The sequence below is a fragment of the Variovorax sp. UC74_104 genome, assembly GCF_044055375.1.
In the GTDB taxonomy this organism is placed as follows: domain Bacteria; phylum Pseudomonadota; class Gammaproteobacteria; order Burkholderiales; family Burkholderiaceae_C; genus Variovorax.
Window position 1 is genome coordinate 3,235,722 of the sequence record NZ_CP171978.1, and the last position, 12,343, is coordinate 3,248,064.

13 protein-coding genes are annotated in these 12,343 nt (G+C 68.2%); 7 read left to right on the plus strand and 6 right to left on the minus strand.

Annotated features, from left to right (window positions below):
* Nucleotides 1-3 precede the first annotated feature (3 nt).
* Nucleotides 4-702 (minus strand): DNA oxidative demethylase AlkB, encoded by a 699-nt coding sequence (alkB, locus tag ACHMXA_RS15080; RefSeq protein ID WP_395315727.1) that lies wholly within the window; start codon nucleotides 700-702, stop codon nucleotides 4-6.
* Between the two features lie 200 nt (nucleotides 703-902).
* On the opposite strand from alkB, the gene ACHMXA_RS15085 reads away from it, so the two are divergent.
* The 3 genes from ACHMXA_RS15085 to ACHMXA_RS15095 all read left to right on the plus strand — a co-directional run bounded on the left by ACHMXA_RS15085 (nucleotide 903) and on the right by ACHMXA_RS15095 (nucleotide 5,164).
* Nucleotides 903-1,133 carry a hypothetical protein gene (locus ACHMXA_RS15085; RefSeq protein WP_256099158.1) on the plus strand — a complete coding sequence of 77 codons (231 nt, stop codon included), beginning with the start codon at nucleotides 903-905 and terminating at the stop codon, nucleotides 1,131-1,133.
* 126 nt (nucleotides 1,134-1,259) lie between these two features.
* On the plus strand, nucleotides 1,260-2,888 hold the full coding sequence (locus tag ACHMXA_RS15090) for a phospholipase D family protein (RefSeq protein WP_395315728.1): 1,629 nt from the start codon (nucleotides 1,260-1,262) through the stop codon (nucleotides 2,886-2,888).
* Between the two features lie 338 nt (nucleotides 2,889-3,226).
* Entirely contained in the window at nucleotides 3,227-5,164 is a 1,938-nt protein-coding gene (locus ACHMXA_RS15095; RefSeq protein WP_395315729.1) for a hypothetical protein, read from the plus strand.
* Between the two features lie 95 nt (nucleotides 5,165-5,259).
* Here ACHMXA_RS15095 and ACHMXA_RS15100 read toward each other — a convergent pair whose 3' ends face one another.
* The 4 genes from ACHMXA_RS15100 to ACHMXA_RS15115 all read right to left on the minus strand — a co-directional run bounded on the left by ACHMXA_RS15100 (nucleotide 5,260) and on the right by ACHMXA_RS15115 (nucleotide 7,684).
* Nucleotides 5,260-5,736, minus strand: coding sequence for a murein hydrolase activator EnvC (locus tag ACHMXA_RS15100; protein ID WP_371132253.1), 477 nt, complete (start codon nucleotides 5,734-5,736; stop codon nucleotides 5,260-5,262).
* 179 nt (nucleotides 5,737-5,915) lie between these two features.
* The gene (locus ACHMXA_RS15105) at nucleotides 5,916-6,404 is read right to left on the minus strand and encodes a CreA family protein (protein ID WP_176667468.1); all 489 of its coding nucleotides are present in this window, start codon (nucleotides 6,402-6,404) and stop codon (nucleotides 5,916-5,918) included.
* Between the two features lie 8 nt (nucleotides 6,405-6,412).
* Nucleotides 6,413-6,964 (minus strand): NUDIX hydrolase, encoded by a 552-nt coding sequence (locus ACHMXA_RS15110; RefSeq protein WP_176667469.1) that lies wholly within the window; start codon nucleotides 6,962-6,964, stop codon nucleotides 6,413-6,415.
* Nucleotides 6,965-6,982: 18 nt separating this feature from the next.
* On the minus strand, nucleotides 6,983-7,684 hold the full coding sequence (locus ACHMXA_RS15115; protein WP_176667470.1) for a fumarylacetoacetate hydrolase family protein: 702 nt from the start codon (nucleotides 7,682-7,684) through the stop codon (nucleotides 6,983-6,985).
* Nucleotides 7,685-7,803: 119 nt separating this feature from the next.
* Here ACHMXA_RS15115 and ACHMXA_RS15120 point away from each other — a divergent pair, with 119 nt between their 5' ends.
* Genes ACHMXA_RS15120 through pgeF form a run of 3 tightly spaced genes read left to right on the plus strand, consistent with a single transcriptional unit; the run spans nucleotide 7,804 to nucleotide 10,164 of the window.
* Entirely contained in the window at nucleotides 7,804-8,730 is a 927-nt protein-coding gene (locus ACHMXA_RS15120) for a tetratricopeptide repeat protein (protein ID WP_176667471.1), read from the plus strand.
* Nucleotides 8,731-8,767: 37 nt separating this feature from the next.
* Nucleotides 8,768-9,406, plus strand: a complete 639-nt coding sequence (maiA, locus tag ACHMXA_RS15125) for a maleylacetoacetate isomerase (RefSeq protein WP_176667472.1) — start codon at nucleotides 8,768-8,770, stop codon at nucleotides 9,404-9,406.
* Between the two features lie 5 nt (nucleotides 9,407-9,411).
* Nucleotides 9,412-10,164, plus strand: a complete 753-nt coding sequence (pgeF, locus tag ACHMXA_RS15130; protein ID WP_176667473.1) for a peptidoglycan editing factor PgeF — start codon at nucleotides 9,412-9,414, stop codon at nucleotides 10,162-10,164.
* Here the strand turns inward: pgeF and ACHMXA_RS15135 are convergent.
* Nucleotides 10,096-10,485 carry a hypothetical protein gene (locus tag ACHMXA_RS15135; protein ID WP_176667610.1) on the minus strand — a complete coding sequence of 130 codons (390 nt, stop codon included), beginning with the start codon at nucleotides 10,483-10,485 and terminating at the stop codon, nucleotides 10,096-10,098. The two genes, pgeF and ACHMXA_RS15135, sit on opposite strands and share 69 nt — an antisense overlap.
* A 53-nt stretch (nucleotides 10,486-10,538) precedes the next feature.
* Here ACHMXA_RS15135 and phaC point away from each other — a divergent pair, with 53 nt between their 5' ends.
* Nucleotides 10,539-12,290: a class I poly(R)-hydroxyalkanoic acid synthase gene (gene phaC, locus ACHMXA_RS15140; protein WP_176667474.1), complete on the plus strand. Its 1,752-nt coding sequence runs from the start codon at nucleotides 10,539-10,541 to the stop codon at nucleotides 12,288-12,290.
* Nucleotides 12,291-12,343: the final 53 nt, after the last annotated feature.

A 12,343-nucleotide genomic window follows, 5' to 3' on the forward strand; every position in this document is an offset into this window, starting at 1 on the left:
GTGTCAGCCCGCCTTGCGGAACGTGAGGTTGATGCGCACGGGGCCCAGCAGCGGATGCGGCTCGTCCTTCAGCGGCAGCACGCCGTGGTAGCGCAGCCGGTCCTCGCCGCCCCAGACCACCGCGTCGCCGTGCGCCAGCGGCACCCGCGCGGCCTTGTCGGCGCGCGCATGGCCGCCGAACAGGAACACGGCCGGCATGCCCAGCGACACCGAGACGATGGGCGCGCCGTAGTCGCGCTCGTCCTTGTCCTGGTGCAGCGACAGCCGCGCGCCGGGTGCGTAGCGGTTGACCAGGCAGGCGTCGGGCGCGAAGCCGTCGAAGCCGGCCGCCGAAGCCGCTTCGCGCGCCAGCCGGGAAAGCGCTTCGGGCATGGCGGGCCAGGGCCTGCCGCTGTCGGGATCGGTGGCGCTGTAGCGGTAGCCGCGCCGGTCGCTGGTCCAGCCGAGCGCGCCGCAGTTGGTGAGCGCGACCGACATGGTGAAGCCGCCGGGCGTGACCAGGTGGCGGAACGGCGCCTGCGCTTCCACGGCACGGATGGCGGACAGCAGCTCGTCGACGAAAGGCAGTGCGAAGCCGGGCAGCACGAAGGCGGCCGTGCCCAGCGGCTCGCGCGCCGCGCGGGGCGGGTCGTCGAACAGGGCGAGGGTGGTTGCCGCCGCGGGCCGGCCGCGGCTGCCCGTGTTCCTGGAGTTCGTCGTCATCCTGTTCATGCACCCCGATCTTGCCCAAAAGCCAAAGCCGCCTCGCGGGCTCGTCCGGCGGCGGTGGGCCCGGGCCTCCCATGTTCGCGTGATGCCCTCTGGCTCCCCAGCCTTTACCCTCGTCACCCCTCTGGCCAAGAGTAGTTCTTAGGGTTTAAATTCCAAAAAATACGCATTCAATGGGTGACGGTGAATCCATCATGGACGGTGCTCGACTCGCTCTCAGCGTTCCGGAAGGCTGGACGGGCTGGATCGAGCTCATGCGTACGCCCAGCGGCACCTATGCCGGCATCGCCGAACTGAGCTTCAGCGGCATTCCGCGCTGTGCGCTCGTCATCACCCAGCAGCTGTCGTGGGACGCGGCGGTCGAACGGGCCACGCTGCGGGCCGATCATTTCGTCAGGCAATGGGCGCCGTCGCGCCGCGCCTGACCGGGTCTTGAATCTCGTGCGGCGGCGCAGCACATGCGCCGGGCTCGTGGTAGAAACCGCGAGCCTTTTCCAGGCCTTTCCCCGGGCCACGCCCGACCCACGACCCCAAACCACGCGCCGCCATCCATGCCGAATTCCCGCCGCCGGACAGCCGACAAACCGCATGTCCGATGGCTGGCGTGGCTGCTGCTCGGCATCGCGGCGCTTTTCATGGCGGGCTGCGCCGGCCTGCCGACGGAAGTGCAGCGCAAGCCCTCGACCGCCATTGCCGATGGCCCCGACACCACGCTCGGCCGCCTGGTGAAGGCGGCGGCGCCGCCCGGCGAGCCGCTGAGCGGGTTCCGGCTGCTGCCGATGCCGCAGTTCTCGCTGCACGCGCGCATCGAGCTCGCGCGCCGGGCACAGCGCTCCATCGACGTGCAGTACTACCTCGTGCAGAACGACGAGACCGGCCGCTACCTGCTGCGCGCCCTGCGCGACGCGGCCGACCGGGGCGTGCGCGTGCGGCTGCTGGTGGACGACCTCTACACCGCCGGCGCCGACCCGCTGTTCACCAGCTTCGCGTCGCACCCCAACGTGGAGGTGCGGCTCTTCAACCCCTTTCCCGCCGGGCGCGACCGCCTGGGCACGCGCTGGGCATGGTCGATCCTGGACTTCGACCGCGTGCACCGCCGCATGCACAACAAGCTCTACGTGGTGGACAACACCATCGGCGTGATGGGCGGGCGCAACATGGCCAACGAGTACTTCCTGCGCGACGGGGGCTCGAACTTCATCGACATCGACACGCTGGTGGCCGGCGAGGTGGTGCCCAGGCTGTCGTCGCTGTTCGACATGTACTGGAACAGCCAGTACGTCTACCCCATCGAGTCGCTGGTGCCGCCCACCGGCGAGACGCCCCGGCAGCTGCGCGAGCGCTTCGACCGCCTCACCACCGGGCCTGAAGAGCTGCATCCCGAGGAGCCCGGCTCCACCGACCTGCTGGGCAACAACCCACTGGCCAGGGATCTTGCCGCAGGCGAGCTGAAGCTGGTATGGGCGCGCGCCGAGGCATACGCCGATCCGCCCGCCAAGGCGCTGGGCCAGACCGACGAGGCGCGCGGCCTTCCGGCCGACGAGTCGAAGGACAGCGTGCTCTACAACGTGCGGCGCTACCTGCGCGGCGCCGAGAACGAGATCATGCAGACCACGCCTTACCTGATCCCGGGGCGCGGCGGCATGGAAACCATCCGCCTCGTGCGCGGCAACGGCGTGAGCTACACCATCGTCACCAATTCGCTGGCGGCCACCGACGAGTCGCTGGTGCACATCGGCTACCGCCGCTATCGCTCGCAGATGCTGCGCCTGGGCGTGGAGCTTTACGAGCTGAGCCCCAAGCGGGTGGAGCAGACGAAGCGCTTCGGCATGTACGGCTCGGCCAGCGGCCGGCTGCACGGCAAGTCGGCGGTGATCGACCGCAAGATCGTCTTCATCGGCTCGATGAACTTCGACCCGCGCTCGATGCTGCACAACACCGAGGTCGGCATCTTCATCTTCAGCCCGCAGATCGCGCAGCAGCTCACCAGCCTGATCGGCTTCATACGACTGGACGGCGCCTACCAGCTCCAGCTGGGCCCGACGGGCGCCATCGAGTGGGTGAGCCCGGCCTCGGGCGACGCGGCCGACACCATCCTGCACCGGGAGCCCGAAACGGACTTCTGGTCGAGGTGGAAGCTGGAATTGCTCGCACCGCTGGTACCCGAGAGCCTGCTTTAGGGCCTGTTCACACTATTTCCGGGGTCGCGTTGGCGCTCGAAGGGGCGCCTCGCAGCCGGCCCGGTGGTGCACGCCAACCCTGCGGGAAGGGCAGCCAGGGCGCGCCACTCGGCGTTGCGCTCCTAGCGTGTGCGCATGCACACGCGTCGTCCCGCGCCTTGATTGGCCCGCCCTGGCTGCCCTTCGCGACCCCGGAAATAGTGCGAACAGGCCCCAGGCGGGCGCAGCCCGCATCCTCAAAACAGAGGATGGTCGGCAGGAGGGGGCTCCAGAAGAATCGCACCGCTCGTGTTACGAGTTGATTCTTTTGTTTGCTCCTTCACTAGACAAGACCATCCATGAAAACAAACTTCCCGACCTCCGCGGCCTCCGGCCAGTCCTTCTTCAAGACGACGCGCTGCGCGTGCGCCGTGGCGCTGCTGATCTCGCTCGGCGCCTGTGGCGGGGGTGGGGGCGGCGGCGGCGGTGGTTTTGCCGGCTTCCCTGCCTCCGGCAACCCGCCCGCGAGCAACCCGCCGGCCAGCAACCCGCCCGCGAGCGACCAACCGGCGGCGCCTGTTACGTTTTCGGGCACGGCGGCCTCGGGCCTGCCGCTGGTGGGTACCGTCACCGTCAAGGACGCCAAGGGCGCGAGCAAGACCGTGCCGCTGGTCGACGGCAAGTACACAGTCGACGTGAGCGGCATGACCGCGCCCTTCGTCTTCCGCGCCGAGGGCACGGTGGCTGGCGAGCGCACGGTGATCCATTCGGCCGCCACCGCGGCCGACGTCAACGGCAACATCAACATCACGCCGCTGACCGACCTGGTGGTGGCCAACATCGCCGGCCGGCTGGCCTCGCAGTATTTCGACGGCGGCGAGTTCGCCTCGCTCTCGGCCGAAGAGCTCAAGGCCGAGAGCGACGCGCTGAAGGCCAAGCTGCTGCCGGTGCTGCAGGCGATGGGCGTGGACGCCAGCATCGACCTGCTGCGCACTGCTTTCACGCCGCTGTCCAGCGCGCTGGACAAGGCGCTCGACGTGCTGCGCGTGAGCGTCGACCCGGCCACCAACGTGGCGACCATCACCAACATCGTCACCCAGCAGCAGATTGCCGACGACCTGGCCGTGAAGGCAGCGGCCGAGCCCGCCGCCACGCCGATGAGCGGCTCCGGCATGGACACGGCGGCCGACGACGTCGTGGCCATCCGCAAGGTGCTCTCGGACTTCGTGGGCAAGTTCGCTACCGGGCTGCCTGCGCCGTCGCAGCTGCTGTCGCTGATGACCGACGGCACCAATCCCGTCACCGGCACCTACGGCTTCAGGTTCTCCGACCTCTCGGCCTCGCAGTTCGCCAACGAGACGGCGACCGACACCAGCCTCATCGGCGCCAGCTTCACCGACGTGGTGATCCGGCGCATCAACTACACCATCGACGCGAACAACACGAGCCCGCGCGCCTTCGTCGAATTCACCCACAAGGACAAGAACGGCATCGCCTTCAGCAACACGCAGGGCATGCAGATCGTGAAGGGCACCGACGGCGCATGGCGCCTGCGCGGCGACGGGCGCGTGCTGGACATCAACCCGCACGTCCACGCCACCAAGGAGAAGGCGACGGGTTGCGTAAGCAGCTCGCTGCAGTTCGAGATCCAGGACATGAACACCGCCAACAGCGCCACCGTGGCGTCGGTGGTCGTCACCGGGCCGGGGCTGCCCCCGGGCGGCCTGCGCCACTCGCGTCCGTCGGGCGGCGGCGCATGGCCCATCGATGGCAGCCCGAACTTCAACTACTACTACCTGACGACGAACTGCAACGGCCGGCAGAACGCAGGCCTGAGCGACAGCGCGATCGCGGCGCTCCCCGCCACGCCCGAGTACACCTTCACCGCCTACGAGAGCGACGGCACGACGGTGGCCAAGATCAGCGGCTTCGACATCGTCTACAAGCACCGCTTCCATGGCCGCCCTCTGACGCTGGCGGAAGCCGCCGCAGTCAGCTACCCGGACTACACGACCACGCCGGCCCTGGCCTCCTACGTTGGCGGCAGCGACTTCTCGATCAGCGCGACCGGGCTGGACCCCGCCTTCGCGGCGCAGTTCTTCCTGAAACTGATCGCCGGCTCGTCGGCCGGCGCGGAAGACCGGGCCGACGTGGCGCCGTCGGCCACGGGCACGGCATCGAAGAGCTTCAACCTGCCGGCGCAGGGCTCGGTGTCCTTCCGCGACATGTTCGTCAGCACCTACGACAGCAGCTGGCGCGAGATCGTGCTGCGCGACACCAACGCCGTGCTGCCGTGACGCGGGCGAAGGGCACGGTATTCAGCGCTCCCCAGAAAGCCAAAAGCCCCCGAAAAGGGGGCTTTTTTATTGGCGGCGAGCGTGGCCGCCAGCCGCTACTGCATCAGCCGGCCGCTGAGATACGGCTCGGGATCGACCGGGCTGCCGTTCTTGCGGATCTCGAAGCGCAGCTTCACGCGGTCGGCGTTGCTGCGGCCCATCTCGGCGATCCTGTCGCCCTGGCGGACGACGGCGTTCTCCTTCACGAGGATGGTCTGCACGTGCGCATAGGCCGTGAGGAAGGTCTCGTTGTGCTTCACGATGACCATGTTGCCGTAGGCCGGCAGTTCGCCGCCCACGTACACCACGCGGCCGTCGGCCGAGGCGACGACCGGGTCGCCGAGGTTGCCGGCGATGTCGATGCCCTTGACGCGGTCGCCGTCGAAGCGGGCAATGGTCGGGCCGTTCGCGGGGCGGATGAACAATGCCGCCGGACGCTGCTGAACCGGCGGTCTGGCCGCCGGGGGCTCCGGCCAGGGCTTGTTGAGGTCGACCGTGGAGCAGGCCGCGAGGCCCGCGGCGAGCAGCGCCATGGCGCCGGTGCGTAAAACTAAAGTCTGAAGGTGCATGGGCTCTGTTCGAACGGGTTCGTTGCGGAGGGTTCCTGCAAACCGGCGCGCCCCGGGGCGCGCCAAGCGGGCGATGCTAGCAAACCGCCGCGCCGGCGCTGCGCGAAAGAGCAACCGGCTGTGAAGAGGACATTGGCCGCCGGCTACTTGAGCGGGATCGGCGTGCCGCGGTCGATGGGCACCGCCGTCACGCTGTTCTTGGGCGAGCCGTCGATCAGCAGGTCGGAGTAGGTCAGGTAGACCAGCGTGTTGCGCTTGGCGTCCACCATGCGCACCACCCGCAGGCGCTTGAAGAGCACCGACAGCCGCTCGCTGTAGACCTCTTCGCGCTTGGGCAGCGGCTGCGTGATGCTCACCGGGCCGACCTGGCGGCAGGCGATGGAGGCTTCGGCCTTGTCCTCGGCCACGCCGAACGCGCCGGCCAGCCCGCCGGTCTTGGCGCGCGAGACGTAGCAGGTCACGCCGTTGACCTTGGGGTCGTCGTAGGCCTCGATCACGATCTTGTGGTCGGGGCCGATGAGCTTGAAGGCGGTGTCGACGTCGCCCACGGTTTCCGCCCTGGCCGCCGCTGCCGCGAATGCGAAGCCGAGGCTGGCGCCGCACAGGAGGGTGGCGCGAAGTTTCTTGTTCATGGATCTGGTCAGACGATGCTGAGTTCGTGCACGCGGTCGAAGCTGCCGCGCCGCCGGTCGGCGAAGTAGTGCTCGAGCGTTTCGCGCACCGTGCGGAAGGCGATCTCTTCCCAGGGAATCTCTTCCTCGGTGAAGAGCCGCGCCTCGATGGTCTCGTGGCCCGGGTCGAACTTGTCGTCGAGCAGGCGCGCGCGGTAGAACAGGTGCACCTGTCCCACGCGCACCACGCTGATCACCGAGAACAGGCCCTCGAGCTCGAAGTTCGCGCCGGCCTCCTCGTCGGTCTCGCGGGCCGCGCCCTGGGCGGTGGTCTCTTCGAGCTCCATGAAGCCGGCCGGCAGCGTCCACTTGCCCCAGCGCGGCTCGATGTTGCGCTTGCACAGCAGCACCTTGTCGCCCAGCACGGGGATGGTGCCGACCACGTTCAGCGGGTTCTCGTAGTGGATGGTGTGGCAGGCCGGGCAGACGGCGCGCTGCTTGGTGTCGCCGTCGTCCGGCACGCGGTAGACCACCGCGGTGCCGCAGTTCTTGCAATGCTTGATGGGTACGCGCAGGAGCATGAAACCGACCGCCGTCCTTCAGACGACCTTGACGGTCAGCTTGGGCAGGCCCGCGACCTCGCCCACGAGCGTGTCGCCGGCCACCACGGCCGCCACGCCCTCGGGCGTACCGGTGTAGATCAGGTCGCCGGGCTGCAGCTCCCAGGCCGCCGACAGGTGCTCGATGGTCTCGGCCACGTTCCAGATCAGCTTGCTCACGTTGCTGCGCTGGCGGTCGGTGCCGTTGACCTGCAGCGAGATCTCGGCCTTCTCGGCGTCGCCGGCCTGCGCCACGGGCACGATGGGGCCGATGGGCGCGCTCTGCTCGAAGCCCTTGCCGATGTCCCAGGGGCGGCCCTGCTTCTTCATGTCGTTCTGCAGGTCGCGGCGCGTCATGTCGAGGCCGACCGCGTAGCCGTAGATGTGCTTGTGGGCGTCGGCCGCGGCGATGTTCTTGCCGCCGGTGCCAATGGCGACCACGAGCTCGATCTCGTGGTGCAGGTTCTTGGTGAGCGAGGGGTAGGCCATGGTGCCGGTCTGGCCAGCATCGACCACCACCAGCGCGTCGGCGGGCTTCATGAAGAAGAAGGGCGGTTCGCGGCCGGTGAAACCCATTTCCTTGGCGTGATCTTCGTAATTGCGGCCCACGCAGTAGATGCGGTGCACCGGAAAGCGGGCTGACTGGCCGGCCACCGGCACCGAAACGGCGGCGGGCGGGGCGAAGACGAACTCGGAAGCCATGGAGACGTGTCCTTTTTTCAGGGAAGCCAAGCGGGAAACCGGCAGTGTGCCAGAGGCGGGAGGCCCACAATAGACGGCCCGCGCGGCGTATTTCTTCTCCATTCCCCTCATTTCCCACCATGCCCATCCGATTCGGCAAGGCCGGCAAGGCCAACGCGCTCAACGAACTAGGCCGCCGGCTCGACGAGGAAGGCGACCAGGACGGTGCGCTGCAAGCCTATGCGCAGGCCGGCGCCGTGCTGCCGAACTGGTCGGCCCCCTGGTACAACATCGGCCTCATCCACAAGTACCGCGGCGAGTGGGCCGCCTCGCTGCAGGCCAACGCCCGTGCCGTGCAGTGCGACCCGCGCAACGAAGGCGCGATCTGGAACCTGGGCATCGCGGCCACCGCCCTGGGCGACTGGGCCGCGGCACGCAGCGCCTGGCGGCAGTACGGCATCGCGGTGCCCGAGGGCGAGGGGCCGGTCGATCTCTTCATCGGGCTCACGCCCATCCGCGTGCATGGACTCGAAGCCAGCGAGGTTGTCTGGGCCGACCGCATCGACCCGGCGCGCGCCATCCTGCGCAACGTGCCCACGCCCGACTGCGGCCACCGCTACGGCGACCTCGTGCTGCACGACGGCGCGGCCAACGGCTACCGCCTGCGGGGCGAGCGCGAGGTGCCGGTGTTCGACGCGCTGGAGCTCATTGCGCCTTCGGACTATTCGACCTACGAAGTCACCGTCGAGGATGCGACCAGGGAAGACATCGACGCGCTGGTGACGCGCTTCGAGGCCGCCGACGCCAGCGCCGAGAACTGGACCACCAGCATGCAGATGCTCTGCCGCGCCTGCTCCGAGGGGCGCCCCTACGGCGAGGGCCGGCACAACCACGGCGAGGGCGAGGAGCCCGGCACCCTGGGGCCATGGCGCATCGGCATCGCCGCCCGCGAGGAAGAGGCCGCGCGCCGCATCCTCGGCGAGTGGCGCGAGGCCGTCGCCGCCACCTCGCCGAAGGCCGCGCTGCTGGGCTTGCGCTGCGTGCTGGCGGCTATAGCCCGCTCCTGACGCTGCGTTTCGGAGGGAGCGCTATGCTTGCCGGATCATGAAGCTGCACAACTATTTCCGCTCCTCCGCCTCGTTCCGCGTGCGCATCGCCCTCAACCTGAAGGGCCTCGATTTCGAATACATCCCGGTGCACATCGCGCGCGGCGATCACCGCACCGGCCCCTACGCCGCCATCTCCGCCGACAGGCTGGTGCCGCTGCTCGAAGACGGCGGCGAGCGCTTCTCGCAGTCCATGGCCATCATCGAGTACCTCGACGAAACGCATCCCGAGCCCGCGCTGCTGCCGCGCGACCCGGTGGCCCGCGCCCACGTGCGCGCGCTGGCGCAGTCGATTGCCTGCGAGATCCATCCGCTGAACAACCTGCGCGTGCTCAAGTACCTCGTGAAGGACCTGAAGCTCGACGAGGAAGCCAAGAACGCCTGGTACCGCCACTGGGTGCGCGACGGTCTGATGGCCTTCGAGCGCCAGCTCGCGCAATACCCCGCCGGCACCTACTGCTGGGGCGACACGCCGACGCTGGCCGACTGCTGCCTGGTGCCGCAGATCTTCAACGGCCGCCGCTTCGACTGCGACTTCAGCGGCCTGCCGCGCACCATGGCTGCCTTCGACGCCTGCATGGAGCACGAGGCCTTCCAGCGCGCGCAGCCCTCGCGGGCCCCCGACGCGGAAGCCTGAAGCCGATGGATGCAAGCTGGCTCGTGCCCGAGTGGCCTGCGCCGCCGAACGTGCGGGCCGTGTGCACCACGCGCGAGGGCGGCGTCTCGCAAGGGCGCTACGAGAGCCTGAACCTCGGCGACCACGTGGGCGACGAGCCCACGCACGTGGCGGAGAACCGCAACCGTTTGCGCGCTGCCATCGGGGCTCGTCCGGTCTTTCTGCAGCAGGTGCACGGCACGGGCGTGGTCGAGCTCGATGCCGCCTCTAGCGCCGTGAACGACGGCACGGCTGCGGACGGCTGTACCGCGACCACGGCAGGCGTGGCCTGCACGATCATGGTGGCCGATTGCCTGCCGGTGCTCTTCACCGACGAAGCCGGGCATCGCGTGGCGGCGGCGCATGCGGGTTGGCGCGGGCTGGCCGGCGGTGTGCTGGAGCAGACGGCGAGGTCGTTCGATCGCGCTTCAGGAGTCATCGCCTGGCTGGGGCCGTGCATCGGTCCGAAGGCTTTCGAGGTGGGGTCGGAGGTCAAGGCTGCCTTCGAGGCGCATGCGCCCGAGGCGGCATCCTGCTTCCGGCCCGCGCCTGCTCCCGGCAAATGGCTCGCCGACCTGCCCGGGCTGGCACGCCAGCGGCTGCGCGCGGCGGGCGTGGAGTCGATCCATGGCAACGACGGCAGCGACCCGTGGTGCACCGTCGGCAACCCGTCACGGTTCTTTTCTCACCGGCGCGACGGCATCAGCGGGCGCTTCGCCGCCCTGGTCTGGAAGGTCTGACCCCGTCGTTCCGGTCGGCTGCCGTGCTTCTTCGGCGGCTGCTCGCCGCGCGGCTTCCTGCGCCTCGAGTTCACGCTGCCTGATGGCGCGCCGCCGCGCGGGAGTGCCCATCAGGTAAACCACCAGTGCGACCGGCGCCAAACCGTACAAAAGAAATGTGAAGATGGCGCCCAGCACGGTGCCGGTGGTGTTGGTGGCCTCGGCCACGGCCATCATCAAGGCGACATACAACCAACCGATGACGATCAGATGGACAAACACGGAAAGTTTCAGCTGGTAAGTGGTGGGGGTAGCGTTGTGAGCGCCCTTTGAATGCAGCATACTCAAAACACGCAAGCCATCCGTACCGTTTCAGGCGAGGACCAGGAGACATGATGAAGCAACAAGCAGCGGGGGCCGATGCGTTCGCGCCCTTCCAGCAGGCACTTTCGGAAGGGTGGAGCAAGGCGCTGGAGTCGTTCCAGCAGTCCGCCGCGCAAGGGGCTTCGGCCTTCAACGTCGGCGGCACGCCCCTATGGGAGCTGCCGCAGGGCATGAAGATGCCCGAGCTGCCCCGTTTCTCCATCGATCCCGAAAAACTCCAGTCCATCCAGCAGCAATACCTCGCCGAGGCCACCGAGCTCTGGCGACAAGGCTTCGACGCCAAGCCCGAGGGCGACAAGCGCTTCGCTGGAGACGCCTGGGGCCACAATCCCCTGTCGGCCTTCTCCGCGGCCGTGTACCTGCTCAACGGCCGCACCATGCTGAGCATGGCCGAGGCCATCGAGGCCGACGAAAAAACCAAGGCGCGCCTGCGCTTCGCCGTCGAGCAATGGATGGCCGCCTCGGCGCCCAGCAATTCGCTGGCCTTCAATGCGGAGGCGCAGAAGAAGGCCATCGACACGCAGGGCGAGAGCATCGCCAAGGGCATCCAGAACCTGCTGCACGACGTGAAGCAGGGACACCTCAGCATGACCGACGAGAGCGCCTTCGAAGTGGGACGCAACGTGGCCACCACCGAGGGCGCCGTGGTGTTCGAGAACGAGTTCTTCCAGCTGCTCGAATACAAGCCGCTCACGCCCAAGGTGTACGAGCGGCCCTTCCTGCTGGTGCCTCCCTGCATCAACAAGTTCTACATCCTCGACCTGCAGCCCGAGAACTCGCTGATCCGCTATGCGAACGAGCAGGGCCACCGCGTGTTCGTGGTGAGCTGGCGCAACCCCGACGAGTCGATGGGCAAGGCCACCTGGGACGACTACATCGAGAACGCCGCCATCAAGGCGATCCACACGGTGCAGGAGATCAGCGGAAGCAAGCAGATCAACACGCTGGGCTTCTGCGTGGGCGGCACCATCCTGAGCACCGCGCTGGCCGTACTCGCGGCGCGCGGCGAGAAGCCGGCTGCCTCGGTCACGCTGCTGACCACTTTTCTCGACTTCAGCGACACCGGCATCCTCGACATCTTCGTGGACGAGCAGATGGTGCAGTACCGCGAGATGCAGTTGGGCAAGGGCGGCCTGCTGCCCGGCGGCGACTTGGCCTCGACCTTCAGCTTCCTGCGGCCCAACGACCTGGTGTGGAACTACGTGGTCGGCAATTACCTCAAGGGCGAGACCCCGCCGCCCTTCGACCTGCTGTACTGGAACAGCGACGCCACCAACCTGCCGGGCCCGTTCTACGCCTGGTACCTGCGCAACACGTACCACGAGAACAAGCTGGCCAAGCCGAATGCGCTCACCGTGTGCGGCGAGAAGATCGACCTCGGGCGCATCGACATCCCGGCCTACATCTACGGCTCGCGCGAGGACCACATCGTGCCCATCGGCGGCGCCTACGCCTCCACGCAGCTGCTGCCTGGCAAGAAGCGCTTCGTGATGGGAGCGTCGGGCCACATCGCCGGCGTGATCAACCCGCCCGCCAAGAAGAAGCGCAGCCACTGGATCCGCGAGGACGGCAAGTTTCCCAAGACCCAGACCGAATGGCTGGCCGGCGCGCAGGAACACCCGGGCAGCTGGTGGACCGACTGGGCACAATGGCTCAAGGGGCACGCGGGCAAGCAGATCCCCGCTCCCAAGGCGTACGGCAACGGCAGGGCCTACAAGGCCATCGAGCCGGCACCGGGGCGCTACGTCAAGGCAAAGGCATAAGCTTGGCGGAGTACGGCACGGCGGCAAGACCGTAGCAGCAGAGTTTCAAATCA

What these genes read in the sequence shown, in the direction of transcription:
- alkB (WP_395315727.1), bottom strand. Translation starts at nt 702, where the DNA reads ATGACGACGAACTCCAGGAACACGGGCAGCCGCGGCCGGCCCGCGGCG.
- ACHMXA_RS15085 (WP_256099158.1), top strand. Translation starts at nt 903, where the DNA reads ATGGACGGTGCTCGACTCGCTCTCAGCGTTCCGGAAGGCTGGACGGGC.
- ACHMXA_RS15090 (WP_395315728.1), top strand. Translation starts at nt 1,260, where the DNA reads ATGCCGAATTCCCGCCGCCGGACAGCCGACAAACCGCATGTCCGATGG.
- ACHMXA_RS15095 (WP_395315729.1), top strand. Translation starts at nt 3,227, where the DNA reads ATGAAAACAAACTTCCCGACCTCCGCGGCCTCCGGCCAGTCCTTCTTC.
- ACHMXA_RS15100 (WP_371132253.1), bottom strand. Translation starts at nt 5,736, where the DNA reads ATGGCGCTGCTCGCCGCGGGCCTCGCGGCCTGCTCCACGGTCGACCTC.
- ACHMXA_RS15105 (WP_176667468.1), bottom strand. Translation starts at nt 6,404, where the DNA reads ATGAACAAGAAACTTCGCGCCACCCTCCTGTGCGGCGCCAGCCTCGGC.
- ACHMXA_RS15110 (WP_176667469.1), bottom strand. Translation starts at nt 6,964, where the DNA reads ATGCTCCTGCGCGTACCCATCAAGCATTGCAAGAACTGCGGCACCGCG.
- ACHMXA_RS15115 (WP_176667470.1), bottom strand. Translation starts at nt 7,684, where the DNA reads ATGGCTTCCGAGTTCGTCTTCGCCCCGCCCGCCGCCGTTTCGGTGCCG.
- ACHMXA_RS15120 (WP_176667471.1), top strand. Translation starts at nt 7,804, where the DNA reads ATGCCCATCCGATTCGGCAAGGCCGGCAAGGCCAACGCGCTCAACGAA.
- maiA (WP_176667472.1), top strand. Translation starts at nt 8,768, where the DNA reads ATGAAGCTGCACAACTATTTCCGCTCCTCCGCCTCGTTCCGCGTGCGC.
- pgeF (WP_176667473.1), top strand. Translation starts at nt 9,412, where the DNA reads ATGGATGCAAGCTGGCTCGTGCCCGAGTGGCCTGCGCCGCCGAACGTG.
- ACHMXA_RS15135 (WP_176667610.1), bottom strand. Translation starts at nt 10,485, where the DNA reads ATGCTGCATTCAAAGGGCGCTCACAACGCTACCCCCACCACTTACCAG.
- phaC (WP_176667474.1), top strand. Translation starts at nt 10,539, where the DNA reads ATGAAGCAACAAGCAGCGGGGGCCGATGCGTTCGCGCCCTTCCAGCAG.